The organism is Brevundimonas sp. P2_A6 (assembly GCF_056404975.1).
This window is the reverse complement of record NZ_JBFUCZ010000001.1, coordinates 546206-568623: the sequence shown is the minus strand read 5'-3', so window position 1 is coordinate 568623 and position 22418 is coordinate 546206. Positions and strand designations below refer to the sequence as shown.

Sequence of the window (22418 nt, the reverse complement as noted above, 5' to 3'; positions counted from 1 at the left end):
CACACTCCGTGTCAACAAAACGCCTGATCTCGATGCATTCTGCGACGTCTTGTGGAGTACCCGAAATGATTCGCCGACTGCTGCCCCTCGCCCTCGCCGCCATGGCCCTGACCGGCGTGGCCAACGCCCAGAGCGCGGACCCGACCGGCCTTTGGCAAACCCCCACCAACGGCGGGCAAGTGCGCATCGCGCGGTGCGGCCCGGCCCTGTGCGGCACCCTGGTGACGTCGAACAATATCCGCACCAACCCGAACCTGCTGGACGAGAACAACTCCAACCGGGCGCTGCGGACGCGCCGGATTCAGGGCGTGCAAATGCTGTCCGGCTTCACCGGCGGCCCGACCGAATGGCGCGGGGGCTCGGTCTACAATCCGGCCGACGGGCGGACCTATCGCGGCACCATCACCCTGACCAACGCCAACACCCTGAACCTGCGGGGCTGCGTCATCGCCCCCCTGTGCCGCAACCAGACCTGGACGCGGGTGCGCTGACCGTGGCCGCGGCGCTGACCTAGCGGTTCAGCGCCGCTCGACCGGCGGGAGCATAGCGATCGCCGACGGCGGCGTTCTTGGGGAAGACCGCCTCGATCCGCGCCAGATCGTCTGGCGTCAGCTCGATGTCCGCCGAGGCCACGTTGTCCTCCAGCGTCTTGATCCGCCGCGTGCCCGGGATCGGCACCAGATGCTCGCCTTGTGCCAGCACCCAGGCCAGCGCCAGCTGCGCCGCCGTCACGCCCTTGTCGGTGGCGATGGCCGTCACTGCGTTCACCAGGTCGATGTTCTTCTGGAAATTCTCGCCCATGAAGCGCGGATTGGTCCGGCGGAAGTCGTTCTCCTCCAGATCGTCGATCGACTTGATGTCGCCCGACAGGAAGCCGCGCCCCAGCGGGCTGTAGGGCACGAAGCCGATGCCCAGTTCGGCGCAGGTCTTCAGGATCGCGTCCTCGGGCTCGCGCGACCACAGCGAATATTCGGTCTGCAGCGCCGTGATCGGATGGGTGGCGTGCGCCTTCCTCAGCGTCTCGGGCGCGGCCTCCGACAGGCCCAGGAACCGCACCTTGCCCTCGGTCACCAGCTCGGCCATCGCGCCCACCGTCTCCTCGATCGGCGTGTCGGGATCGACGCGGTGCAGGTAATACAGGTCGACGTGGTCGGTGTTCAGCCGCTTCAGGCTGCCCTCGATCGCACGGCGCACATTGACCGGCGACCCGTCGACCTTCAGCGCCGTGCGCTCGGCGTTGTAGCCGATGCCGAATTTGGTCGCCAGGAAGATGCGGTCCCGCTTGCCGGCGAAGGCCCGGCCCAGCAGTTCCTCGTTCGTGTAGGGGCCGTACATCTCGGCCGTGTCGAACAGGGTGACGCCCAGCTCCAGCGCGCGGTGCAGGACGCCGGTCGCGGTCGCCTCGTCCGACGGCGCGCCATAGAAGGCGCTCATCCCCATGCAGCCCAGGCCCACGGCGGAAACTTCGGGACCGTTCGGTCCGAGACGACGGGTCTTCATGGGGCGTGCTCCTGCGTGTCGTTGGAAACGCTCAGGTCGTGACCGCTGCGTCCCTCCGCAAGGTCAGACCGCCGAAACGATGTCGGTTTGCGCGAAGTCATTGCCCTTGAACAGCAACGGCTCCCCAGCCTCCTTGGCCAAGGCATAGGCGAAGCAGTCACCGAAGTTGAGGGACGCCGGATGGTTGCCCTTGCCGAACGTGCGATAGGCCGCGCGCGCCATAACCGCCTGCTCATGCGTGACGGGCACGATCTCCAACCGGGTCATCGCCATCAATCGCTCGAAGGCGAGCGCGGGAAAGTCGTTTTCAGCCTTTCGATCGATGACCATTCCGCTTTCGAAATATGTGGCGGCCGAAATTCTGGGCGTCCCGGACATCAGCTGTTCGAACAGGGCGGCACCTTCGGGCTCGTCGAAGATGATCGCGACCAATGCCGAACTATCGACGATCAACCGGGTATTCCCGTCTCGGGATCGTAGAGAAAGGCCGTCGCGTCCTCGCCGGGCTCCAGCGGTCGAAGATGCTTTCGCATCTCGACAAGCAACGCCATCACCTCTTCGCGGCTCGCCTTGGCTGGCACCTCCGGCTCCCGCGCCAGCTGCTCGCGCAAGGCATAGGTGACGACACCGGTGAGGCTATCGCCGCGTCTAGCCGCCAGTTCCTTGGCCAGCCGATGCGTTTCGGGGTTCTTGATGTTCAGCATGGTAGAACGACGTCTACCACACACCAGCCTGCTCTCAAAGCGGCGCGCACTGCCGCTCCAGCCAGCCCCGGACCTCTGCGTCCAGCAGCGGTCCGACCTTGGCCAGGGTCTCGGCGTGATAGGCGTCCACATAGGCCCGTTCGTCGGCCGTCAGCAGGTCGACGTCGATCAGCCGCCGGTCCAGCGGCGCGAAGGTCAGCTGCTCGAACCCGTGCATGGGCCGCTCCCCGCCGGGGATCGGCTGGGGCGGGGTCACCACCTGCAGGGTCTCGATGCGGATGCCCCAGTGGCCTTCGCGGTAATAGCCGGGCTCGTTGGACAGGATCATGCCGGTCAGGAGGGGTTGGGTGTTCACCGCCTTGGCGATCCGTTGAGGCCCCTCGTGGACGCCCAGATAGCTGCCGACGCCGTGGCCCGTGCCGTGGTCGTAGTCGAGGCCCGCCATCCACATCGGTGCCCGCGCCAGGGCATCAAGTTGGTGCCCCGTCGTGCCCGCCGGAAAGCGGATCACGGCCATGGCGATGTGGGCCTTCAGCACCAGGGTGAACATGCGGCGCTGGTCGGCGTCAGGGTCGCCGATCGCCATCGTCCGGGTCACGTCGGTGGTGCCGTCCAGATACTGCCCGCCGCCGTCCACCAGCAGCAGCGACCCCGGCACCATCCGACGGATCGTGCGCGTCACGGGTTTGTAATGCGGCAGGGCGGCGTTCGGCCCGACGCCCGCGATGGTGTCGAAGCTGAGGTCCTTCAGCGCGCCGGTCTCCTCGCGGAACCGCTCCAGCGCCTCGACCACGCCGCGCTCGTCCGGCAGCTCGACCTGAGCGACCGTATCGACCCAGTGCAGAAAACGCGCGAGCGCCGCTCCGTCGCGGATATGGGCCTGCCGGCTGCCCTCGATTTCGACCGCGTTCTTGGCCGCGCGAGGGATGGCGCAGGGGTCCATGCCCTTGACCACCGTCGCCCCGACCAGGGCCAGCCGATCGAAATACCAGGCGGACGACTGCGCCGGATCGATCAGCACGCGCACGCCCTTCATCCCCTCCAGCGCCTGAGGAAGCGCGTCGGGGTTCATCAGGGTCACGTCATCGCCCAGCCAGCCGGGCAGTGCGTTCGTCACCTTGGCGGGATCGAGGAACAGCATGGCCGTGCCGTTGGCCGCGATGATCGCCTGGGCCAGCGGAAGGGGCGAACGGATCACGTCGCCGCCCCGGACATTGAACAGCCAGGCGATCGACGACGGCGCGGTCAGCACGCAGGCCTCTGCCCCCGCCTCCGCGATCGCCGCCCCGATACGGGCACGCTTCGACGCACTGGTTTCGCCGGAATAGCGGTCCTCGTGCGGCACGACCGGGGCCATAGGCTGGGGAGGGCGTGCATCGGCCCAGGCCGCGTCGACGGGGTTCTGATCCACAGGCTTCAGCGTCGCACCGGCCCTGGCCGAGGCGCGTTTCAATCGGGCCAGAGCATCGGGGCTGTGCAGGCGCGGATCATAACCGATCACCGCCCCACTCGGCGCGCGCTCCAGATAGGCGGGCACTCCGCCCTCGACGAGATCGAGGATCTCGAACTGGTTCGCGTCCACCTGGGCCCGGACCTGGACGGTGTAGCGGCCATCCGCGAAGACGGCGGCCCTGTCCTTCATCACCACGCCCGCGCCTGCGGACCCGGTGAAGCCGGTCAGCCAGGCCAGCCGATCGTTGGCGGCGGGCAGATATTCGTTCTGGTGCTCGTCCTCATGCGGGACGAGGAACCCGTCCAGCCCCTGCTCGGCCATCGCGGCCCGGACAAGCGGCAGGTGCTGTGCTCCGAAGGACGGAGAGGTGGTTTCATCGAAGGTCTGGCGCATCGGATCGCCATATCATCTCCCTCCCCTCGTTGGGGAGGGAGATATGCCGGCTGTTAGGGCTGGGGCGTGGTCGTGGTCACCGTCGCGACGCCACTCGATGACGGGGTCGGTGCAGGGGTCGGCACCGGGACCTCGACGCGGCGTTCGATGACGACGGGCGGCTGGCTGGCGGCACGGGCTTGTTCAGCGCGCGCCTCGCTGGTGGCGCGGATGGCTTCGGCCTGGGCGCGGGCGGCATCCATGCGCGCCATGTCCACGCTCTGTTGAGCCCCGGTGATCTGGCTCTGCAACACCGCCTGGTCGGCCTGGGCCTGGGCGGCTGCCGCATCAGCCTGCGCCTGGGCCAGCTGGGCCTCGGTGTCATCCGTGCCGCCACGGTTGGCCAGAATCCAGAACACGGCAATCAGGACGACGGCGGCCAGACCACCCGCGATCCACCAGCCAGTGCTGGATTCCCGTCGAACGACCACGGTCTCTGTATACACCGGCTCGCTGACGACGATGCGCTCGGGCGGAATGCGGTTCGGGTCGTTGTCGTACTGGCTCACGGAAAGTCCCTCCATTGAGCCAGCGTAACGGCGGCGCTTGGTCGCGGTTCCGCTTACCCCATCCGCCTCAGCACCAGGGCGCTCCAGGCATCCCGGTGGATGCGGCGTTCCAGCCGGAAGCCGCGCGACAGATAGGCGGCCGAGACGCGCCGCTCCTGCGTCCGCAACAGGCCCGACAGAATCGCCACGCCTCCAATACGCAGGCTCATCTTGATGTCCTGCGACAGGGCGACCAGCGGCGGGGCCAGGATGTTGGCGAACACCAGGTCATAGGGCGCGCCCGCCCGAACCTTGATGTCGTTCAGGCCCGAGGCGTGGACGAACTTCGCATGGGCCTGGTTCAGCCTGGCGTTCTCGTTGGCGATGCGAACCGAGGGCGCGTCGATGTCGGTGCCGACCGCCAGGGCCGCGCCGGTCCGCGCCGCCGCGATGGCCAGCACGCCGGTGCCGCAACCGACGTCCAGCACCTTCTCGAACCGCTCGCGCTTCAGCAGTTCGTCATAGGCGACCAGGCATCCGACGGTCGTCCCGTGATGCCCGGTGCCGAACGCGGCGCCCGCGTCGATCTTCAGGTTCACGGCATTGGGCGGCACGCGTCCCTGGTCGTGCGCCCCATAGACGAAGAACCGGCCCGCCCGGACCGGCGGCAGGCCCGACAGCGACATGGCCAGCCAGTCGGCGTCGGCCAGCGGTTCGACCTTGACCGTCACACCGGGGTGCTCCGCCAGCCGCGCGGTCAGGGCCTCGACCTCCTCCTCCGATGTCGGGAAGGCGTCGATGCGCCAGACGTCGCGATCCTCGTCCTCTTCCAGGATCGAATAGGTCGCGCCTTCCAGCAGGATATCGGAATCGATGGCCTCCGCGGCGGCTTCGGCAGCAGCACGCGAGCCGCGGGCGACAATCTGGACGGGGTTGTGGGACATTTATTCAAACACCGGTATCATTGCGAATCGATACTATTGAGTTTGCGGCCGTGCTCTCCCGCATCGGTCGCGATCGTTCCAACCGAGGGGTCGGGGAATACATGGCCAAGTCACCGTCTACTGCGTCGCCGAAGGCGTCCGCCGCTTCCAAGCCTAAACCGGCGCCGAAGTCGAGCGCCGCGAAGACCGCTACCGCCGCAAAGGCAGCCGCTCCGGTCAAGACGACCGCTGCGAAACCGGCCAAGGCCCCTGCGGTTAAGACCGCTGCCGCCAAGGCTCCGGCACCCAAGACCACGGCGAAAGCCCCGGCGGCGAAGGCACCTGCGGTCAAGGCAATCGCTGCCAAGGCTCCCGCGACCAAGCCGGCCACCAAGGCCGCCGCACCGAAGGCCGCAAAGACTTCGGCCCCTGCTCCGAAGGCACCGGCTCAGAAGGCCACTGCCAAGCCCGCTCCGAAGGCGGCCGCGAAGGCTCCTGCCGCCAAGGCTGCGCCGAAGACGTCCGCTCCCAAGACGGCTGATCCGAAGGCCGCTGCGCCGAAACCCGCGGCCAAGCCGGCTGCAACGACCACCGCAGCCAAGCCCGCCGTCGCGCCTGTGCCGACCCCTGCAAGCAAGCCGGCCGTGACGCCGGCCTCGAGCGCCGCCGCCCCGGTGACACCGCCCGCGCCCAAGGCTCCCGAAGCCAAGAAGGGGTTCTTCGACAAGCTGGCCGACGCGATCTTCGGCAAGCGCTGATCGATCCTGAAATGCGAAACGCCGGGCAGTTCGCACTGCCCGGCGTCTTCATGTCTGGTCCTGAAGGGCCGATCAGTCGGCGGGCAGGTCCTCGGCCAGGATCGCCATCTCGAACATGAAGCTGCCGTCCTCGTCTTCGTCCTCGAAGACGACGCCGATGAACTCGTCGCCGACATAGACTTCGGCCGAGTCGTTCACCTTGGCCCGAGCCTTCACGATGATGCCGCCCGTGTTGAAGGTTCGCTTCAGGTGGGTCTCGATACGCTTCATGTCAGCGTCGTTCATGGCGGGCCTCGGTGGTCTGGAAATGAGCGGCGGACCCTAGAGAAGCAGCTCCCGTAAGGAAACCCCGGCCTTCAGATCACGAAGTCATAAACGATGTCGGCCAGGGTATGATCCATGGTCCGCGCGGGCGTCGCGTCGGTCGGACAGTTGACCAGCCGCGCAGGCACCCCCGCCACCGTGCAGCCTGCGGGCACGGGCTTCAGCACAACCGATCCGGACGCCACCTTGGCGTAGTCTCCGACCACGATATTGCCCAGCACCTTGGCCCCGGCACCCAGCAGGACGCCCTTGCCGATCTTGGGGTGGCGGTCGCCGCGCTCGGCCCCGGTCCCGCCCAGGGTCACGCCGTGCAGCATCGACACCTCGTCGCCGATCACCGCAGTCTCGCCGATGACGATGCCCGTGCCGTGATCGAGGAAGATGCCGGACCCGATCTGCGCGCCCGGATGGATGTCCAGCTGGAACAGCTCCGAAATCCGGCTCTGGAAATGGAAGGCCAGCGTTTCGCGCCCTTGACCCCACAGCCAGTGGGCCACGCGCCAAGCCTGCAGGGCCTGGAATCCCTTGAAGTACAGGAACGGCTGCAACAGCGACTTGATCGCCGGGTCGCGTTCCGCCACCGCCTGAAGGTCCGCCTCCGCCGAGGCGACGATGCCGGGGTCCGACCAGAAGGCGAAGGCACAGACCTCTCGCACGCTCATGGGGGCCAGCTCCGCATCGCCGATCTTGCGCGCGATCTGGAAGCTCAGGGCATTGGCCAGGTCGAGGTGCGACAGGATCGTCGCGTTCATCAGCGACCCCAGATGCGGCTCGTGACGCGCCGCCGCCTCGGCCGAGGCGCGCAGCTGGCTCCACAGGCTGTCCGGGGACGCGACCACTTCCAGCTTGTGCATCACCGGCTCCATTCGCCCATCATACCCGTGTCAGCATGGCGTGCGCCAGCCAGCCCGGCAGCAGCCCCTCTCGCGCCATATGGTAGGCGCGATACGCCGTCGCCACCGTGAAGGAATCCAGGATCGCCCCGCGCTCGATCTCCCTCAGCAGTTGGGTGAAGGGCACCCGCACGACGGTGATCACCTCGGTCGGATCGGGATCGAGTGGGACCGGGCTCAGGTCCCAGGCGATCCAGGTCAGGCCGATCTCGTCGGTGATGGAGTTCGACACCTCGATCGCCAGCGCACGCTTCCACGACCGGGCCTCCAGCCCCGCCTCCTCGGCCAGTTCGCGCATGGCACCTTGCAGCGGGTCTTCGTCGAACGGCGCGCCACCCTCCGGCATCTCCCAGGAATAGTTGGCCCGCGCGAAGCGCGCCTGCCCCACCAGGGTCACCGTGCCGTCCGTGTGGACCGGCAGCACCCCCGTCGCCACGTTCCTGAACCGCAGCACGCCGTACTTCGCCTGACGCCCGGTCGGAGCCACCGCGTCATGCTCGGTCACCTTCATCCAGGCCGTCTCGTGCACCACCGTATGACCCAGATCCTGCCAGGGGACAGGCGTGGGCAACCCCTCGGCCCAGGCTGGAACGGGGCGGTCCTCGCTGAAGGGGTCGTGGTCGCTCATGGCGTCAGCTATGGCGCGAAAGCGTGTCGTCGCCTAGCTTGAGACCATGCCTGATACCCTGCCCAGACCCGTTGAACTCGGTGCTCCCCTGCCCCTGCCGATCCGGTCGGTGGAGATGCTGGCGCGGCTGGCGACCCGCCGCTCCGCTCCGGCCCAGGCCCTGATCGAGCCCGGCCCCGGCCCGACGCAAATCCACACCCTGCTGACGTTGGCCGCCCGCTCGCCCGACCATGGCAAGCTGACGCCCTGGCGCTTCGTTGTCCTGGGCCGCCAGACCCGCGCCGAGATCGCCGAGCGCCTGGCGGTGATGGCGGTGGAAAAGGGCCTGCCCGGCAAGGCCACGGCCGTCCTGGCCAAGCTGACGGCCGCCCCGACCACGGTTCTGGTGATCTCCACGGCGGCACCGGCGTCCAAGCCCGTCTGGGAGCAGGAATTGTCGGCGGGTGCCGTCTGCATGAACCTGGAACACGCCGCGTCTGCCTTTGGGTTTTCCTCCAGCTGGATCACCGACTGGTACAGCTATGACGACGACGCCCTGCCGCTGTTCGGCGTGCGTGCCGGCGAAAAGGTCGCGGGCTTCATCCACATCGGGACAGCGGCCGAACCCCCGCTGGAGCGCGAGCGCCCCGACGTCGCGGCCCTGACCACGACCCTGCCCTAGGACTTCGCCCACTCCATCAGCATGAACCACGGCGCGCGGTCATAGTGCGCCGCCCGCACCGGGTCGCCGTCCGCATTCGCGCGGGGTTCGGCGAAGTGCGTCAGGGTCAGACCCTGATCCAGCAGCAATGTCATGTAGGTGCTCAGCGGCCGGTGGTGGTTCTGGATGCGGATGCCCTTCCAGGCGATCCACGCGGCCTTCTCCTCCAGATAATGGTCCATCGCATGGACCCGTTGCCCGTCCGACAGCGTCGCCCACCCCAGGTCGTTCGCGTCGGCTGCGGAATTGTAGCTGGCCAGATTGGCGATCAGCAGCCGACCTCCCGGGGCCAGCACCCGCGCCATCTCCGCGATCGCGGCGCGCACATCTGGAATGTCGATCAGCGACAGATAGCTGACCACCAGATCGAACGACCCATCCTCGAACCCCAGCGCCTCGGCCGCTTCGACGCGATAGTCGCCCTCGGGATCGCGCGCGCGTGCATGATCGATAAGCGCCGGGGCCGGGTCTATACCGACCGCCGTCACCCCCTCCGCCTTCAGCATCCGGCAGAACCGCCCCTCGCCACAGCCGACATCCAGCGCCCGCCGATAGGGCCGCATCCGCACCCGCTCCAGCATGGGCGCATCCATGACCCAGCGCCGCCCGAAGTCGCCCTCGTCACCCTGCGACGCGACCCAGGCATCGGCCGATTGCTGCCATCCGTCGCTCATCGCGGTTCCTCCTCCGGCCGGTGGACCAGCGATACCATCACCACCGAGATGATCATCAGCAGGAACCAGCTCCCCAGCTTGGACACCGACACCATCTGCCACCCCGCCTCCTGCCCCGGATAGGCCCAGGCCCGGCCCAGCGTGCCCAGGTTCTCCGCGAACCAGATGAACAGCGCCACCAGGAAATATCCCAGCAGCAGCGGCATCCTCAGCCGCGTCCGGTTCGCCGTGAACCAGAACAATCCTCGCCCGAACAGCAGGGCCGTCGCCGCGAACAACGCCAGCCGAATGTCCGGCAGCCAGTGGTGGGCGAAGAAGTTGACGTAGATCGCCACCGCCAGCACCCAGGTCGTCCACACCGGCGGATAGCCCCGCACCCGGATGTGAAAGATCCGCTGCACCCGCGCGATATAGCTGCCCACCGCCGCATACATGAAGCCCGAGAACAGCGGCACCGCCCCGATCCGCAGCACGGAGTCCTCCGGATAGACCCACGACCCGTGCGCCGTCTTGAACAGCTCCATGATCGTGCCCGCGATATGGAACAGCAGGATCACCCGCGCCTCGGCCCAGCTTTCCAGCTTCAAGGCCAGCATCGCGATCTGGATCAGCACCGCCCCGACCACCAGGAAGTCATACCGCGACACGGGCGCATCGTCCGGCCACAGCAGGAACGTCGCCAGGATCAATCCCAGCATCGCCCCGCCGAACAGACAGGCATAGGCCTGCTTGATCCCGAACATCAGAAAGGCGAAGGCGAACCGGCTCCACGCCGCGCTGTCGGCCCGGACCTGCAGGCCGTCTAGCTGACGACGGCCCCAGACTTCCCAGGGAAGTCGGCGCGGCGGGCTCACCCCCGCCCGCGATAGGTCGGCACGCCCTGGTCGGGCAGCCACAGCCCTTCCGGCGGGGTGCCCGTCTGCCAGAAGACGTCGATCGGGATGCCGCCGCGCGGATACCAGTAGCCGCCGATGCGCAGCCAGCGCGGCTGGAGCAGGTCTGCGATCCGCTTGCCGATGGCGACGGTGCAATCCTCGTGGAAGGCCCCGTGATTGCGGAAGGCGGTCAGGTAGAGCTTCAGCGACTTGGACTCGACCAGCCAGTCGCCCGGCGCATAGTCGATGACGATGTGCGCAAAATCCGGTTGGCCCGTGACGGGACACAGGCTGGTGAACTCCGGCGCGGTGAACCGGGCCAGATACAGGGTGTCGGGATGCGGGTTGGGCACGCGCTCCAGCACCGCCGTCTCGGGCGTCGTGGGCTGTACGGTATGCTGGCCGAGCTGGCTCAGGCCGGAAGTGTCGGTGGTCATGACGGCGGTTTAGCGCGGGCCGACCCTGCCTGTCTCCTGCCCACGCCCGGAAATGGACACCTTCGGAAAGACGCAGGGTCGCAGCGGCCCCTCGCAATCCGCGTCGCCCGGCGCTACATCCTCCGCATCGAAATCGAGAGCGTCCCATGTCCGATCCCGTCGTCATCGTCTCCTTCGCCCGCACGCCGATGGGCGGCTTCCAGGGTGCGCTCAGCGGGGTCAAGGCGACCGAACTGGGTGCCACGGCGGTCAAGGCAGCCGTCGAACGCGCCGGCCTGGATCCCGCCAGGATCGAGCAGATCTACATGGGCTGCGTCCTGCCCGCCGGGCTCGGCCAGGCCCCGGCGCGTCAGGCCGCGATCGGCGCGGGCCTGGGACAGCATGTCGAGGCCACCACCGTGAACAAGATGTGCGGATCGGGTCTTCAGGCCGTCATGATGGCGTCCGACAGCCTGGCGGCCGGCAGCGCGGACATCATCGTCGCAGGCGGCATGGAGTCGATGACCGGCGCCCCCTACCTGATGACCAAGCACCGGGGCGGTGCCCGCATCGGCCACGATGTCATCGTCGACAGCATGTACATGGATGGCCTGGAGGACGCCTATACGCCCGGCAAGCTGATGGGCAACTTCGCCGAGGACTCGGCCCAGACCTATCAATTCACGCGCGAGGCCCAGGACGCCTATGCGCTGGAAAGCCTCAGCCGCGCGCTGAAGGCCATCGAGACCGGTGCCTTCGAAGCCGAGATCACACCGGTGGAGGTCGCGGGTCGAAAGGGTACCGTCACGGTCACCCAGGACGAACAGCCCGGCAAGGCCATGCCCGAGAAGATCCCGACCCTGAAGCCCGCCTTCTCCAAGGACGGCACCATCACCGCCGCCAATGCCAGCTCCATCTCGGACGGCGCCGCCGCCCTGGTGATGACGCGCGAGAGCGTGGCCAGGGCGCTGAACCTGCCCGTCGTCGCCCGGATCGTGTCCCACGCCGCCCACGCCCACGAGCCCGGCCTGTTCACCACCGCCCCGGTGCCTGCGATGCAGAAGGCGCTGAAGAAGGCCGGCTGGTCGGTCGAGGACGTCGACCTGTGGGAGATCAACGAGGCCTTCGCCGTCGTCCCCATGATCGCCATGCAGGAAATGGGCATCGACCACGGCAAGCTGAACGTGAACGGCGGCGCGACGGCGCTCGGCCACCCCATCGGGGCGTCCGGCGCCCGCGTCCTGACCACACTGATCGCCGCGTTGCAGGCGCGCGGTCAGTCCAAAGGCATGGCGTCCCTGTGCATCGGCGGGGGCGAAGCGGTCGCCGTCGCGGTCGAGATGGCCTGACCCCATGACCCTGGATCGCCGTACCCTGCTGGGCGTAGCCGCCCTCGCCTCCGCCGCCCCGGCCCTGACACCGGTGTCCGCGTCGGCCCAGACGCCCGCCGTCGCGCCGCCTGATCCGACCGAGACCATCCACCTTTGGCCCAATGGTGCCCCGGGTGGAGAGAACGTCACCGTCACCGCCATCGTGCCCGAGCGCTCGACGAACCCGGCCTTTCACGACCGCTTCGCCCAGTTCACCACCGACCCGATCCTGACCGTCATGCGGCCGGATCGTCCCAATGGCGCGGCCATGCTGCTGATCCCCGGTGGCGGTTACAAATGGTCGGTGGTGGACAAGGAAGGTCTGGACGTCGCCCGTGTCTTCGCGGCCGTCGGCGTCACCTGTTTCGTCCTGCGTTACCGCCTGCCCGCCGACGGCTGGGCGTCCGGTCCGAACGCCCCCTTGCAGGACGCGCAGCGGGCCATGCGGCTGATCCGCGCCCACGCGGCTGACTACGGCATCGACCCGAGCCGCATCGCCAGCCTGGGTGGCTCGGCGGGTGGGCATCTGGCCGGGCTGCTGGCCGCCCGCCGCGACGCGACCTACGACGCCGTCGATGCGGCCGATAGCGTGTCCTTCCGTCCCGACCTGAACATCCTGCTCTATCCGGTCGCGACCATGGCCGATCCCTTCGTCCATGCCGGTTCGCGCGAGCAGCTGCTGGGGGCCAACCCGACGCCCGAGCAGATCGCCGCCTGGTCGCTGGAGCGGATGGACTGGACCGGCGTCGCGCCCACCATCCTGATCCACGCGGTCGATGATCCGTCCGTGCCGGTCGAGAACAGCCTGAACCTGCTGGCCACCCTGCGCGCCGCCACCGTGACGACCGAGGCCCATTTGTTCCAGGAAGGCGGCCACGGCTTCGGCATCCGCCTGATCGCCGGCAAGCCCGCCGCCGTCTGGCCAGACCTTGTCCAGGCTTTCGGCGGGCGCAATGGCTGGCTCGCGGCCTGAGGCTTTGCCAATCGGGCTCGCCCGTGGCACCCCTGACGTCGGCGGCCTTTTCAAGCGAGACGACGATGCGAAGCGACGGAAAACTCGACTATCTCGAACTGCCCGCCACGGCCCTGTCCGAGACCAAGGCCTTCTACGAAACGGCCTTTGGCTGGAGCTTCCAGGACTACGGCCCCAGCTACGCCGCGTTCAGTGAGGGTCTGGATGGCGGCTTCGATGCCGACACCGCCGATCAATCCAAGGCCCCCCTGCCGATCCTCTACGCCCACGATCTGCAGGCCATGCTGGCCAAGGTCGAGGCGGCCGGAGCCCGCATCGTCAGGCCCATCTATGCCTTCCCCGGTGGTCAACGGTTCCACTTCGTCGATCCCTCCGGCAACGAGCTCGCCGTCTGGTCCGAGGCCGGATGAAGAGCTGCGGCGAGTGCGGCCTGTGCTGCAAGCTGATGGGCGTCACCGCGCTGGAAAAGCCCGTCGGTCGCTGGTGTCGCCACTTCGGCAAGACCAGCGGCTGCGGCATCTATGACGACCGCCCCAGCGACTGTCGCGTCTTCAACTGCCTGTGGCTGCTGACCGAGGCGCTGGACGAGACCTGGAAGCCCGCCGTCAGCGGCTTCGTGCTGCACAGCGAGAATGGCGGAGCCCGCCTGATCGTCGAATGCGACGCCGCCCGCCCCCACGACTGGCGACGCGCGCCCTACGACGCTCAACTTCGCCGCTGGGCCGCCGCCGACGGTCAGGAGGTCCTGGTCTTCGCCGGCAAGCGCGGCGTCCGGCTGGGTCCGACCGACACACCGGTCCGCCGCGCCTGAAGTCTCAGCGCGCGTCCACCGACTGGCCGATCTGCTCGGCCAGCAGCCGGTCCGCTCCGTCCAGACTGGTGATCCAGACGTGGATCTCCTGCGGCGAGGTCGTCCTTGTGAACAGATGCTCCAGCGCCACGCGGCGGCCGTCCTCGTTCGCCACGATCGAGGCGCGCCCCCCCGCCTCGACCATCTCGCCGGAGTAGATCGGAAACTGCGACGCTGGTCCCGTATAGACCATCACGAACGGCTGCCCGCCCCGCCGGATCGTATAGATGTTGAAGTCCGGGCCGGGCCGGCCCGTGGTGATCGAAAACCCCGTCGGTAGGCTGACCGTGAACGGCAGGGCGGCGACTGCGCGCGCATCCAGCACCACAGGCGCGGGCGGCGGCGGCTCGACAGCTTCCGTCACGGGCGCTTCGACAGGCGCAGGCGTTGTCGTCGCAGCGGTCGGCACCGGCGCTGTGACCGGTCGTGGGGCTACGCTCGCGCCCGACGACATCGGCGCGCGGGCCGGGGACGCAGTTGAGGTCGGCGCAACTGCCGCCGTCGCCGAGGGCGCGGCAGAAGCCGGAGCCGGAGCCGGAGCTGTCGCCGGACGCGGTGCGGGCTGGGCCGTCGTTGTCCTGGTCGGTGCCGGCGTGGGTGCGACCGCCGTCGGCCTCGGCGCGGCAGTCGCCGCCGGAGGCGCGCCGTTCAGCATGCGGGTCAGGTCGCCAGCACCGGCCGCCGGCGCGGTCTGCTGGGCGATCAGAAGAAGGGATGCGAGGATATGCAACATGGCCGCGACCATCGCGCCTCAGCCGCCGAACGGCAAGCTGCGCAGCACATAGGCGACCGTCGCGACGCTGATCGACCCGGCCAGGCACAGGCCGACGAACCAGGCCAGCTTCTTCCACAGCGGCCCGGCCGCCTCGTCGCCTTCCGGCGGGGGAACGGGATCAATGATGATAGCCGGCCTCCTCGTCGATCTTGCCGCGGAACACCCAATAGACCCAGCCAGTGTAGGCCAGGATCAAAGGCACGATCGCCGCCGTCCCCACCAGCATGAAGCCCAGCGAGTTCAGCGGTGCCGCCGCCTGCCGATAGTTCAGCGCATAGGGCACGATGTAGGGCGCGAACCCCGCCGCCAGCCCCAGATAGCCGGACAGGAACACCAGCATCGCGCCGACGAACGGCCAGCGATGCGATCCCCGCATCGACATGACGAACACCAGGGCCAGGCCGGCCAGACCCAGCAGCGGAATCGGCAACAACGGAAGCAAGGCGCTCCAGTCCAGCGCGAAGCCGTCCTTCAGGTCGAAGCCCCACCGCGCCGCGACGCGCGGGTGTATCAACAGGGTCGCGATGCTGACCGCGCCCAGCAGCACCGTAACAACGATCGCGCTGATGCTCGTCCAGCGCTTGGCGTCGCCGTGCAGATTGTCCTTGGTCTTCATCATCAGCCAGGCCCCGCCCAGCAGGGCGTAACCGGCCACCAGCCCTGCCGCGACAAGCAGGGTGTAGGGCGTGAACCAGTCGAACTGTCCGCCCGCGAACCGCTCATTGCGCACCGTGACGCCCTGGATGAAGCCGCCTAGCACCAGTCCCTGCGCCACCGCCGTCAGGATCGATCCGGCCGTGAACATCTGGGTCCAGAACTTCCTGCCCCGCACCCGCGCGCGAAAGCGGAACTCGAACGCCACGCCGCGCAGCACCAGCCCCGCCAGCATCAGCAGGATCGGCAGATACAGCGCCGGCATCAGGACCGAATAGGCCAGCGGAAAGGCCGCCAGCAGCCCGCCCCCGCCCAGCACCAGCCAGGTCTCGTTGCCGTCCCAGACGGGGGCGATGGTGTTCATCATCACGTCCCGCTCCTCCTTCGACTTGGCGAAGGGAAACAGGATGCCGATGCCCAGGTCGAACCCGTCCAGCGTGACGTACAGCAGCACGGCGAACGCGATGATCCCCGCCCAGATCAGCGGAAGGTCCAGGCTCATCGATCCCTCCTCAGGTCGTCGCCGGCCTCTGGCGGCGAGGCATCGCCGCCCGCCGCGTCCTCGGCCGCATCGTCATGCGGGGCACGCGCCATCGGCGTGCCTGGCATCCGATCCGTCGGTGCACCGGGGTCAAGGTTCGCCTTCACGGGCCCCTCTGCCATCAGCCGCAGGATGAAGATGGCTCCGGCCGTGAAGACGATCGAATACACCAACAGATAGCTGATCAGCGACGTCGCCACCTGGCTCGCCACCACGGGCGAAACCGCATCCCGGGTCTTCAGCACGCCATAGACGACCCAAGGCTGCCGCCCGACCTCCGTCACCATCCATCCTGCCAGGACGGCGATGAATCCCGCAGGTCCCATGGCCACGGCGAAACGCAGGAACCACGGACTGTCGAAAAGCCGCTTCCTGAAGATCAGCACCGCGCCCCACAGGCCCAGCCCGATCATCAGCATCCCCAGACCCACCATGATCCTGAACCCGAAGAAGGGAATGAAGGACGGCGGCTGATCCTCGCGCGCCCAGCTGTCCAGTCCCTTGATGACCTCATCCTTCGGCACGCCCTGGATCAGGTTGCCGACCCCGGGAATGGACACCTCGAAATGGTTCTTCTGCGCCTCGCGGTCCGGAATGCCGAACAGGTGCAGCGGCTGGTCCGCCTTCGTTTCCCAGTATCCCTCGATCGCCGCCGTCTTGGAGGGCTGGTATTTGTGTGCGACCTCGCCCGACGCGTGACCCGCCACCAGTTGCAGCGGAGCCAGCACGGCGATCAGCCCGACGGCCATGGTCAGAGAGATGCGGCTCTCGCTCCATCCCTTGGTGGCGACACCGGCCGCGCGATCCTTCAGCAGCCGGAACGCGGACGCGGCCCCGACCACCAGTCCGGTGGTCAGGAAGGCCGCCAGCAGCATGTGGGCCAGACGCGTCGGAAAGCTCGGGTTGAAGACGACCGCGAGGTAATCGACCGCTTCGAACCGGCCGTCCGCCATGATCTGGAACCCCTGCGGAGTCTGCATCCAGCTGTTGGCCGACAGGATCCAGAAAGCGGAAATACTGGTGCCGATGGCCACGAGCACCGTGGCGGTAAAGTGCAGCTTCGGCCCGACCTTCTTCCAGCCGAACAACATGACGCCCAGGAACGAGGCCTCCAGAAAGAAGGCCGTCAGAACTTCATAGGCCAGCAGCGGCCCGATCACCCCGCCGGTCAGCCGGATGAACTCCGACCAGTTCGTGCCGAACTGATAACTGAGCACCACGCCCGACACGACGCCCATGCCGAAGCTCAGCGCGAAGATCTTCACCCAGAAAAGATACAGCGTCTTGAACGCCTCTCGCTTCGTCCACAGCCACAGCCCCTCCAGCACCGCCAGATAGGCCGCCAGCCCGATCGTGAAGGCGGGAAACAGGATGTGAAAGGCGATGGTGAAGGCGAACTGCAGGCGTGACAGCAGCAGGGCGTCGAGGTCCACGTGCGTGTTCCTAATGACCACAGAGAAAGTAGGGCTTTGCGCCCTCGGCGGTTCGAAGTCCACAGGACAACGCATCGCGCGACGGTCCGCCGCATCATTTCATCAGGTGATGATTAAAACGTCGGTCGGCCGTCAGGCCGCCGGCAACTCGATCCAGAAGGTCGCGCCCTCGCCGGGTCTGGACTCCACCCCGATCCACCCTCCCTGCAGTTCGACCAGCCGTTTGGCCAAAGCCAGGCCGATGCCGTGCCCCTCGACCGTCGATCGCTCCAGGCCCAGCCTGTTGAAGGGCTCGAACAGCTGCGCCTGTTTTTCGGGGGTCAGGCCTGGACCGCGATCCACGACCTCGATCCGGACGCCATCGTAGATCCTGCGCGCTCTCAGCAACACGCTTCCGCCGGAACTGGCGTATTTCACGGCGTTGGTCGCCAGATTGTCGATGACCTGGGCCAGCCGCTGCGAATCCGCGATGGCGATCAGGCCGTCGCCTTCGCACATGACGCTGACGGTCAGGGCGCGCGCCTCCGGCCTCAGCACCGTGGCGGCGCGAATGTCCTCCAGAATGCCCGGCACGTCGGTGGGCCGCAGCTCCACCTTCACGGCACCCGACTCGGCGCGGGCGACGTCCAGCAGGTCGTGCGACAGCGCTTCGACCTGGCGGGCTGTCTTGACCAGCATGACAGCCATCTCCGCCTGCGTCTCCGTGACGGGTCCCAGCTGTCCGCTGGACCACAGGTCGCCGATGCCGATGACGCCGCCGATGGGGCTCTTGATCTCGTGGGCGACATTGGCCAGCAGGCGCGACTTGGCGGCCGAGGCCCGTTCGGCACGCAGCTGCCCGGCCTTGGCGCGCTCCGACAGCCGGTCCCGTTCCTCCAGCAGCGAGGCGACCAGGACGATCGGGACATAGCCGAAAAGGATCGTCAGCTGGACGACGACGGCGCGCTCGGCCAATGGCGAATCCACCAGCGACGACGGGCCCAGCCCCGCCATCAGCGAACCAACGGCCGCGATCGAGACGACGACCAGCGCCGCCGTCACGCCGGGCACCCTCAGTCGCGCCGCGATCAGGATCAGGATGGGAATGACGGCAAAGCTGATGGGCAGGGCCAGCACGAAGTAGACGACGGCGCAGACGCCCGACAGAAGCGCGAACAGCCCCACCGTCTCGGCCACCCGGAGCGGGTTCAGCATCGACAATAGCTGCCGCTTCTCGAAGGCCAGAACGAAGGGCGCGATCACGGCCAGTCCCAGGGCGTGGCCGAACCACCAGGTCTGGAAGCTCATCAGAAACGGCGCGCCCCGGACGAGCGTCAGGACCGAGGCTGCGACCAGGCCGGCCGCGACAGGCGCGACCACCGCCGCGCAGAAGATGAACCGGGAGGCTCCGCTGACCGTCGCCAGGTTCAATGTCGGTGCGAAGCGGCGCGCCAGCAGAACGGCGGCCACGATCTCGACCATGTTGGCGAAGGTGAACCAGAGGGCCAGCGTCGGCGTATTGCCGGCCAGGAATTCGCCCGCCAGAACACCCAAGGCGATCAGGGCCCCGAAACTCAGGTCGAACCCAAGACCGCGACCGCTGCGCAGCCAGATCCCCACCGCCAGGCCGTTGGCCGCCCACAAGGCCGCGACCAGCCCGGCCGTCCTCGCCGTCGTGATCGCCAGGATCACCAGAACGGCGACGCCCAGCACGGTCAGCATCGGCGCCATGGGCTGGGCGAAAAGGCTCGCGGCCGTCGCCACGACCGGGCGAGCGGGCACACTGGGTGCCTCGCTGAATTCCAGATCGGTCGCGCTGATGGCGCGGACGTGGGTCATGGGACGAAAACTCGGGAGGGGCGTCGGATACCCTTCAACCACGAGCTTCCTAATATCCCCTGAAGTCAGCCCCCCTTGGCCAACAGCGCGGCGAATTCGCGGATGGCGGCCGCCTCGCCGTCGGGATGGGACCAGATCCCGGCACTGACGGCCAGGAAATCGGCTCCGGCGGCGATCAGGCCTGCGGCGTTGTCGACGGTGATGCCGCCGATGGCCACCGAGGGAATCTCCATGACCTCTTGCCAGATAGTCAGGATTTCGGGGTCGGGGCGATGCTCGGTCGCCTTGGTCGTCGTGGGGAAGAAGGCGCCGAAGGCAACGTAGTCGGCCCCCGCCTCGGCCGCCTCCATCGCCAGGTGACGGCTGTCGTGGCAGGTCGCCCCGATCATCGCCCCCTTGCCCATGATCCGCCGGGCGGAGGCGACCGAGGCGTCCGACTGCCCCACATGAACCCCGTCACAGCCCAGGACGGCCGCCAGATCCGGGCGATCGTTCAGGATGACGGCCACGCCCCGCCCCTGCGCGATCGGGGCCAGGCGCTGCACGGCCTGGGTGATCGTCGCGTCGTCGGCGGGCTTCAGTCGAATCTGCACGGCCGCGACCGGCCCGGCATCCAGCGCGGCTTCCAGGCGACTGGCGAAGGCGTCGAGGTCGTCGATGACCGGTGGCGTGATCAGATAGAGCTGGCAGCGAGGCGGTGACATGGACCGGAGGTGCGTCAACACGGACCGGCCGTCAACCGCGCGCGTCTTGCGAACGCGTTGCAATCGCCAAATCGCCTGCTATAGAGAACCAATCGCAACTGGCTGACAGGATCGCCCGCCTTGTACGTCTGCAACTGCAATGGTCTTCGCCAGCGCGACGTCGCCCGTGCCATCGAGGCGGGGGCCACCCGTCCCCGCGACGTGTTCCAGCGCAACCAGTGCAGCGCCCAGTGTGCTAAATGCGTCTGCGAGATGCGCCAGATGATTCACGACAGCCGCGAAGCCTTCGCCCTGGCCGCCGAATAGTCAGGTCCCAACCCGAAGGAGGACAGCCATGAAGGGCGATCCCGCGATCATCCGCAGCCTGAATGCGGTGCTGACCAACGAACTGACCGCCGTGAACCAGTATTTCCTGCATGCGCGCATGTTCGAAAGCTGGGGCCTGAAGCACCTGGGCCAGATCATCTACGACGAATCGATCGGCGAGATGAAACACGCCGACAAGCTGATCAAGCGCGTCCTGTTCCTGGACGGCCTGCCCAACATGCAGGACCTGCACAAGCTGAAGATCGGCGAGAACGCGATCGAATGCCTGGGCGCGGACCTTCAGCTGGAATTGGGCGGACGCGACACCCTGCTGGCCGCCGTCGCCCAGGCCGAACAGCTGTCCGACTTCGTCAGCCGCCAGATCTTCATGGAAATCCTGTCGGACACCGAGGAGCACATCGACTTCCTCGAGGCACAGTTCAAGCTGATCGAACAGCTGGGCGAGCAGAACTACCTGCAGTCCGCCATGACCGAAATCGCCCCGGACAAGAGCGCGACGGGCGGCTAGCCGTAGGCCAGCAAGCCTAGCGCCAGAACCTTGCCCATATTGAAAATCGCATGGGTCAGGGCGATCAGCGTGATCGAGCCGGATCGAAGCCAGAGCACTCCGAGAAGCAGGCCGAGGAAGGTTTGCATGAGGAACCGGGGCGCGTAATCGAAAGCGACCTGCTGAAGAACTGCCCAATCGCCGTGCAGGACCGGATCTGCCAAAGCGCCTGGAACGTGCATCAGGCCGAACGCGACGCTGGACAGGAAGACTGCCTGAAAGCGTGAACCGGTTCGGTCGAGCAGCGCCGTCAGAAGCAAGACGCGGAACATGATTTCCTCGAACGTCGCGCCCAAAATGACAGCGCCCACGGTCACGATCAGCTCGGGGATCGGAGGAATGACCGCCTTGTCCGGAGCGATCGACCAGGCGGTATAGCTCCATGCCGTTGCAAGGCCGATCGCGAGGCCCGAGATCAAGAGCAGCCTGAGCCGTCCCGGATGACTCGAACGAGACGGCCAGGTGATCAGCCCGAACTGCAGGAACGCTGCCGGTATGAGCGTCCCGGCGAGGAGATAGCTGATCTTGGCCGAGGCTGGCCCTGCCCAGCCCAGCCCAGCCTGTTGAAGACCACCGCCGCCACCAGCATCACGCCAAGCGTCGCCAGCACCATCCACAAGATCCGGTGTACCTGATGCGTGGCGTTCGGCGTCCAGTAGGTCGCGTTGCCGCCCTTAGCGACGCGCAGAGCGACAAAGGCCAACCCGAAGACGATTGCCACGATAGCGGCGAACACCGCGTGAATTTCCAGCGCGAATTCGGTCTCTATGACGCCCGGTCGCGAAACCAAGACCCACCAGGTGAGCGCCGCCAACGAAAGGGCAAGGAACTGAGATAGTCTGCGCGCGGTCATGGACGTGTCCGACAAAGCGTAGGTCAGAGATGCGGTTTTCCCGATCCCAACCTCATTTACCGGGCCAGGGGTAGCCGAGGCTAGAGCATCGTCCCTCGGCTTAGATAGCTCCAGCCAAGACACTGCGCTCCAATCATCAGACTCACCGACGATGAGACGGCCTGACCCGGAACCCGGCCGCCGTCCGCCCATTCCGCTCCTTGCTGGAGGAGCTTGGCCATGACCGATATCGAAGAGACACTGGACGACGTGCGTGAGGCGGCCGTCGATTTCCTGAACGCGGGCGAACGCAGCCCCGGCCACGTCGCGCTGGGCGTCGCGGTGACCATCGGCTTCGCCCTGCTGGCCACGGCCCTGGCGACCCGGACCGTCCCGCCCAGCCGCCGCACCCTGGCCCAGGCCCGCGACGGCGCGGCCCCGACGACCGAGCGGCCGCGCGGGGCCTTCAGCCTGGTGCTTCCGGCTGTGTTTTCCGCCACCACCCTGTCGGCCGTTCGGGTCTGGAACGCACCGTCGCGGCCGGAGCGCACCAGCGCCATGATTCTTTGGGCCGGGGCCCAGGCCATCAACGCGATCTGGATCGCCATGCGCCCCGCCAGCCGCGGCATGCAGATCGCCGCGGCCATGACCTCGGCCGGTCTCGCCGCCGCCTTCGCCCACGAAGCGCGCAAGCTGGACCCGACCGCCGGCAAGATGGCATCGCCCACCGGATCAGGCGTTCGCTTCGCCAACCTGCTGGATCGCAAGGCTGCGGAGGCCGCCCGGCCCACTGTGCACTAAACCCGCTCGGCTTGCCCTCTTCGGC

At 67.5% G+C, this 22418-nt stretch carries 30 protein-coding genes; 11 read left to right on the top strand and 19 right to left on the bottom strand.

Annotated elements, in window-relative coordinates; translation table 11 throughout:
• Positions 1-65 precede the first annotated feature (65 nt).
• On the top strand, positions 66-491 hold the full coding sequence (locus tag AC1DW4_RS02925) for a DUF2147 domain-containing protein (RefSeq protein WP_477015735.1): 426 nt from the start codon (positions 66-68) through the stop codon (positions 489-491).
• Between the two features lie 19 nt (positions 492-510).
• Here AC1DW4_RS02925 and AC1DW4_RS02920 read toward each other — a convergent pair whose 3' ends face one another.
• From AC1DW4_RS02920 to AC1DW4_RS02895, 6 genes are all read right to left on the bottom strand, one after another.
• Positions 511-1500 carry an aldo/keto reductase gene (locus AC1DW4_RS02920; protein ID WP_477015734.1) on the bottom strand — a complete coding sequence of 330 codons (990 nt, stop codon included), beginning with the start codon at positions 1498-1500 and terminating at the stop codon, positions 511-513.
• Positions 1501-1563: 63 nt separating this feature from the next.
• Positions 1564-1953: a type II toxin-antitoxin system VapC family toxin gene (locus AC1DW4_RS02915; protein WP_477015733.1), complete on the bottom strand. Its 390-nt coding sequence runs from the start codon at positions 1951-1953 to the stop codon at positions 1564-1566.
• Complete coding sequence (locus AC1DW4_RS02910; RefSeq protein WP_477015732.1) at positions 1950-2204, bottom strand: type II toxin-antitoxin system VapB family antitoxin; 255 nt, start codon at positions 2202-2204, stop codon at positions 1950-1952. Before AC1DW4_RS02910 ends, AC1DW4_RS02915 begins: the two co-directional genes overlap by 4 nt.
• Before the next feature lie 34 nt (positions 2205-2238).
• Positions 2239-4050, bottom strand: a complete 1812-nt coding sequence (locus AC1DW4_RS02905) for an aminopeptidase P family protein (RefSeq protein WP_477015731.1) — start codon at positions 4048-4050, stop codon at positions 2239-2241.
• A gap of 53 nt (positions 4051-4103) precedes the next feature.
• A complete protein-coding gene (locus AC1DW4_RS02900) occupies positions 4104-4598 on the bottom strand; it encodes a hypothetical protein (RefSeq protein ID WP_477015730.1) in 495 nt (164 codons plus the stop codon).
• A 53-nt stretch (positions 4599-4651) separates the two neighbouring features.
• Positions 4652-5521 carry a 50S ribosomal protein L11 methyltransferase gene (locus AC1DW4_RS02895; protein ID WP_477015729.1) on the bottom strand — a complete coding sequence of 290 codons (870 nt, stop codon included), beginning with the start codon at positions 5519-5521 and terminating at the stop codon, positions 4652-4654.
• Positions 5522-5622: 101 nt separating this feature from the next.
• On the opposite strand from AC1DW4_RS02895, the gene AC1DW4_RS02890 reads away from it, so the two are divergent.
• Positions 5623-6258 carry a hypothetical protein gene (locus AC1DW4_RS02890; RefSeq protein WP_477015728.1) on the top strand — a complete coding sequence of 212 codons (636 nt, stop codon included), beginning with the start codon at positions 5623-5625 and terminating at the stop codon, positions 6256-6258.
• 72 nt (positions 6259-6330) lie between these two features.
• On the opposite strand, the gene AC1DW4_RS02885 is transcribed toward AC1DW4_RS02890, so the two are convergent.
• The 3 genes from AC1DW4_RS02885 to AC1DW4_RS02875 all read right to left on the bottom strand — a co-directional run bounded on the left by AC1DW4_RS02885 (position 6331) and on the right by AC1DW4_RS02875 (position 8103).
• Positions 6331-6543, bottom strand: coding sequence for a DUF3126 family protein (locus AC1DW4_RS02885; protein ID WP_269514203.1), 213 nt, complete (start codon positions 6541-6543; stop codon positions 6331-6333).
• A gap of 71 nt (positions 6544-6614) precedes the next feature.
• Entirely contained in the window at positions 6615-7436 is an 822-nt protein-coding gene (gene cysE / locus AC1DW4_RS02880) for a serine O-acetyltransferase (protein WP_477015727.1), read from the bottom strand.
• 19 nt (positions 7437-7455) lie between these two features.
• Positions 7456-8103, bottom strand: a complete 648-nt coding sequence (locus AC1DW4_RS02875) for an NUDIX domain-containing protein (protein ID WP_477015726.1) — start codon at positions 8101-8103, stop codon at positions 7456-7458.
• 46 nt (positions 8104-8149) lie between these two features.
• On the opposite strand from AC1DW4_RS02875, the gene AC1DW4_RS02870 reads away from it, so the two are divergent.
• Positions 8150-8764, top strand: a complete 615-nt coding sequence (locus AC1DW4_RS02870) for a nitroreductase family protein (protein WP_477015725.1) — start codon at positions 8150-8152, stop codon at positions 8762-8764.
• Here AC1DW4_RS02870 and AC1DW4_RS02865 read toward each other — a convergent pair.
• The 3 genes from AC1DW4_RS02865 to queF are packed head-to-tail and all read right to left on the bottom strand — an operon-like array spanning position 8761 to position 10789.
• Positions 8761-9477 (bottom strand): class I SAM-dependent methyltransferase, encoded by a 717-nt coding sequence (locus tag AC1DW4_RS02865; RefSeq protein WP_477015724.1) that lies wholly within the window; start codon positions 9475-9477, stop codon positions 8761-8763. The genes AC1DW4_RS02870 and AC1DW4_RS02865 overlap by 4 nt on opposite strands.
• The gene (locus AC1DW4_RS02860) at positions 9474-10274 is read right to left on the bottom strand and encodes a DUF817 domain-containing protein (protein WP_477016205.1); all 801 of its coding nucleotides are present in this window, start codon (positions 10272-10274) and stop codon (positions 9474-9476) included. Before AC1DW4_RS02860 ends, AC1DW4_RS02865 begins: the two co-directional genes overlap by 4 nt.
• Positions 10275-10327: 53 nt before the next feature.
• On the bottom strand, positions 10328-10789 hold the full coding sequence (queF, locus tag AC1DW4_RS02855) for a preQ(1) synthase (protein ID WP_477015723.1): 462 nt from the start codon (positions 10787-10789) through the stop codon (positions 10328-10330).
• Between the two features lie 146 nt (positions 10790-10935).
• On the opposite strand from queF, the gene AC1DW4_RS02850 reads away from it, so the two are divergent.
• The 4 genes from AC1DW4_RS02850 to AC1DW4_RS02835 all read left to right on the top strand — a co-directional run bounded on the left by AC1DW4_RS02850 (position 10936) and on the right by AC1DW4_RS02835 (position 13922).
• Positions 10936-12117: a thiolase family protein gene (locus AC1DW4_RS02850; protein ID WP_477015722.1), complete on the top strand. Its 1182-nt coding sequence runs from the start codon at positions 10936-10938 to the stop codon at positions 12115-12117.
• A gap of 4 nt (positions 12118-12121) precedes the next feature.
• Entirely contained in the window at positions 12122-13111 is a 990-nt protein-coding gene (locus AC1DW4_RS02845; protein WP_477015721.1) for an alpha/beta hydrolase, read from the top strand.
• A gap of 65 nt (positions 13112-13176) precedes the next feature.
• The gene (locus tag AC1DW4_RS02840; RefSeq protein WP_477016204.1) at positions 13177-13521 is read left to right on the top strand and encodes a VOC family protein; all 345 of its coding nucleotides are present in this window, start codon (positions 13177-13179) and stop codon (positions 13519-13521) included.
• Positions 13518-13922 carry a YkgJ family cysteine cluster protein gene (locus tag AC1DW4_RS02835; RefSeq protein ID WP_477015720.1) on the top strand — a complete coding sequence of 135 codons (405 nt, stop codon included), beginning with the start codon at positions 13518-13520 and terminating at the stop codon, positions 13920-13922. Before AC1DW4_RS02840 ends, AC1DW4_RS02835 begins: the two co-directional genes overlap by 4 nt.
• 4 nt (positions 13923-13926) lie before the next feature.
• On the opposite strand, the gene AC1DW4_RS02830 is transcribed toward AC1DW4_RS02835, so the two are convergent.
• Positions 13927-14325 carry a hypothetical protein gene (locus AC1DW4_RS02830; protein WP_477015719.1) on the bottom strand — a complete coding sequence of 133 codons (399 nt, stop codon included), beginning with the start codon at positions 14323-14325 and terminating at the stop codon, positions 13927-13929.
• A 52-nt stretch (positions 14326-14377) separates the two neighbouring features.
• Between AC1DW4_RS02830 and AC1DW4_RS02825 the strand changes: the two genes are divergently transcribed.
• Positions 14378-14746, top strand: coding sequence for a hypothetical protein (locus AC1DW4_RS02825; protein ID WP_477015718.1), 369 nt, complete (start codon positions 14378-14380; stop codon positions 14744-14746).
• 108 nt (positions 14747-14854) lie between these two features.
• Here AC1DW4_RS02825 and cydB read toward each other — a convergent pair whose 3' ends face one another.
• The 4 genes from cydB to thiE all read right to left on the bottom strand — a co-directional run bounded on the left by cydB (position 14855) and on the right by thiE (position 19886).
• Positions 14855-15892, bottom strand: coding sequence for a cytochrome d ubiquinol oxidase subunit II (gene cydB, locus AC1DW4_RS02820; RefSeq protein WP_477015717.1), 1038 nt, complete (start codon positions 15890-15892; stop codon positions 14855-14857).
• Positions 15889-17364, bottom strand: coding sequence for a cytochrome ubiquinol oxidase subunit I (locus AC1DW4_RS02815; RefSeq protein ID WP_477015716.1), 1476 nt, complete (start codon positions 17362-17364; stop codon positions 15889-15891). Before AC1DW4_RS02815 ends, cydB begins: the two co-directional genes overlap by 4 nt.
• Before the next feature lie 132 nt (positions 17365-17496).
• Positions 17497-19182 carry a sensor histidine kinase gene (locus AC1DW4_RS02810; protein ID WP_477015715.1) on the bottom strand — a complete coding sequence of 562 codons (1686 nt, stop codon included), beginning with the start codon at positions 19180-19182 and terminating at the stop codon, positions 17497-17499.
• Between the two features lie 65 nt (positions 19183-19247).
• A complete protein-coding gene (gene thiE, locus AC1DW4_RS02805) occupies positions 19248-19886 on the bottom strand; it encodes a thiamine phosphate synthase (RefSeq protein WP_477015714.1) in 639 nt (212 codons plus the stop codon).
• Between the two features lie 120 nt (positions 19887-20006).
• Here thiE and AC1DW4_RS02800 point away from each other — a divergent pair, with 120 nt between their 5' ends.
• A complete protein-coding gene (locus tag AC1DW4_RS02800; protein WP_477015713.1) occupies positions 20007-20192 on the top strand; it encodes a (2Fe-2S)-binding protein in 186 nt (61 codons plus the stop codon).
• Positions 20193-20220: 28 nt separating this feature from the next.
• Positions 20221-20721, top strand: coding sequence for a bacterioferritin (bfr, locus tag AC1DW4_RS02795; protein WP_477015712.1), 501 nt, complete (start codon positions 20221-20223; stop codon positions 20719-20721).
• Here bfr and AC1DW4_RS02790 read toward each other — a convergent pair.
• Positions 20718-21179: a CPBP family glutamic-type intramembrane protease gene (locus tag AC1DW4_RS02790; RefSeq protein WP_477015711.1), complete on the bottom strand. Its 462-nt coding sequence runs from the start codon at positions 21177-21179 to the stop codon at positions 20718-20720. The two genes, bfr and AC1DW4_RS02790, sit on opposite strands and share 4 nt — an antisense overlap.
• A gap of 47 nt (positions 21180-21226) precedes the next feature.
• A complete protein-coding gene (locus AC1DW4_RS02785; RefSeq protein WP_477015710.1) occupies positions 21227-21613 on the bottom strand; it encodes a hypothetical protein in 387 nt (128 codons plus the stop codon).
• A 219-nt stretch (positions 21614-21832) separates the two neighbouring features.
• Between AC1DW4_RS02785 and AC1DW4_RS02780 the strand changes: the two genes are divergently transcribed.
• Entirely contained in the window at positions 21833-22393 is a 561-nt protein-coding gene (locus tag AC1DW4_RS02780; protein ID WP_477015709.1) for a tryptophan-rich sensory protein, read from the top strand.
• The last annotated feature ends 25 nt before the right edge of the window (positions 22394-22418 follow it).

Bases quoted from the DNA above. Each gene is read 5' to 3' on its own strand.
- AC1DW4_RS02925 (WP_477015735.1), top strand. From the start codon at position 66: ATGATTCGCCGACTGCTGCCCCTCGCCCTCGCCGCCATGGCCCTGACC.
- AC1DW4_RS02920 (WP_477015734.1), bottom strand. From the start codon at position 1,500: ATGAAGACCCGTCGTCTCGGACCGAACGGTCCCGAAGTTTCCGCCGTG.
- AC1DW4_RS02910 (WP_477015732.1), bottom strand. From the start codon at position 2,204: ATGCTGAACATCAAGAACCCCGAAACGCATCGGCTGGCCAAGGAACTG.
- AC1DW4_RS02905 (WP_477015731.1), bottom strand. From the start codon at position 4,050: ATGCGCCAGACCTTCGATGAAACCACCTCTCCGTCCTTCGGAGCACAG.
- AC1DW4_RS02895 (WP_477015729.1), bottom strand. From the start codon at position 5,521: ATGTCCCACAACCCCGTCCAGATTGTCGCCCGCGGCTCGCGTGCTGCT.
- AC1DW4_RS02890 (WP_477015728.1), top strand. From the start codon at position 5,623: ATGGCCAAGTCACCGTCTACTGCGTCGCCGAAGGCGTCCGCCGCTTCC.
- AC1DW4_RS02885 (WP_269514203.1), bottom strand. From the start codon at position 6,543: ATGAACGACGCTGACATGAAGCGTATCGAGACCCACCTGAAGCGAACC.
- cysE (WP_477015727.1), bottom strand. From the start codon at position 7,436: ATGCACAAGCTGGAAGTGGTCGCGTCCCCGGACAGCCTGTGGAGCCAG.
- AC1DW4_RS02875 (WP_477015726.1), bottom strand. From the start codon at position 8,103: ATGAGCGACCACGACCCCTTCAGCGAGGACCGCCCCGTTCCAGCCTGG.
- AC1DW4_RS02870 (WP_477015725.1), top strand. From the start codon at position 8,150: ATGCCTGATACCCTGCCCAGACCCGTTGAACTCGGTGCTCCCCTGCCC.
- AC1DW4_RS02865 (WP_477015724.1), bottom strand. From the start codon at position 9,477: ATGAGCGACGGATGGCAGCAATCGGCCGATGCCTGGGTCGCGTCGCAG.
- queF (WP_477015723.1), bottom strand. From the start codon at position 10,789: ATGACCACCGACACTTCCGGCCTGAGCCAGCTCGGCCAGCATACCGTA.
- AC1DW4_RS02850 (WP_477015722.1), top strand. From the start codon at position 10,936: ATGTCCGATCCCGTCGTCATCGTCTCCTTCGCCCGCACGCCGATGGGC.
- AC1DW4_RS02845 (WP_477015721.1), top strand. From the start codon at position 12,122: ATGACCCTGGATCGCCGTACCCTGCTGGGCGTAGCCGCCCTCGCCTCC.
- AC1DW4_RS02840 (WP_477016204.1), top strand. From the start codon at position 13,177: ATGCGAAGCGACGGAAAACTCGACTATCTCGAACTGCCCGCCACGGCC.
- AC1DW4_RS02835 (WP_477015720.1), top strand. From the start codon at position 13,518: ATGAAGAGCTGCGGCGAGTGCGGCCTGTGCTGCAAGCTGATGGGCGTC.
- cydB (WP_477015717.1), bottom strand. From the start codon at position 15,892: ATGAGCCTGGACCTTCCGCTGATCTGGGCGGGGATCATCGCGTTCGCC.
- AC1DW4_RS02810 (WP_477015715.1), bottom strand. From the start codon at position 19,182: ATGACCCACGTCCGCGCCATCAGCGCGACCGATCTGGAATTCAGCGAG.
- thiE (WP_477015714.1), bottom strand. From the start codon at position 19,886: ATGTCACCGCCTCGCTGCCAGCTCTATCTGATCACGCCACCGGTCATC.
- bfr (WP_477015712.1), top strand. From the start codon at position 20,221: ATGAAGGGCGATCCCGCGATCATCCGCAGCCTGAATGCGGTGCTGACC.
- AC1DW4_RS02785 (WP_477015710.1), bottom strand. From the start codon at position 21,613: ATGACCGCGCGCAGACTATCTCAGTTCCTTGCCCTTTCGTTGGCGGCG.
- AC1DW4_RS02780 (WP_477015709.1), top strand. From the start codon at position 21,833: ATGACCGATATCGAAGAGACACTGGACGACGTGCGTGAGGCGGCCGTC.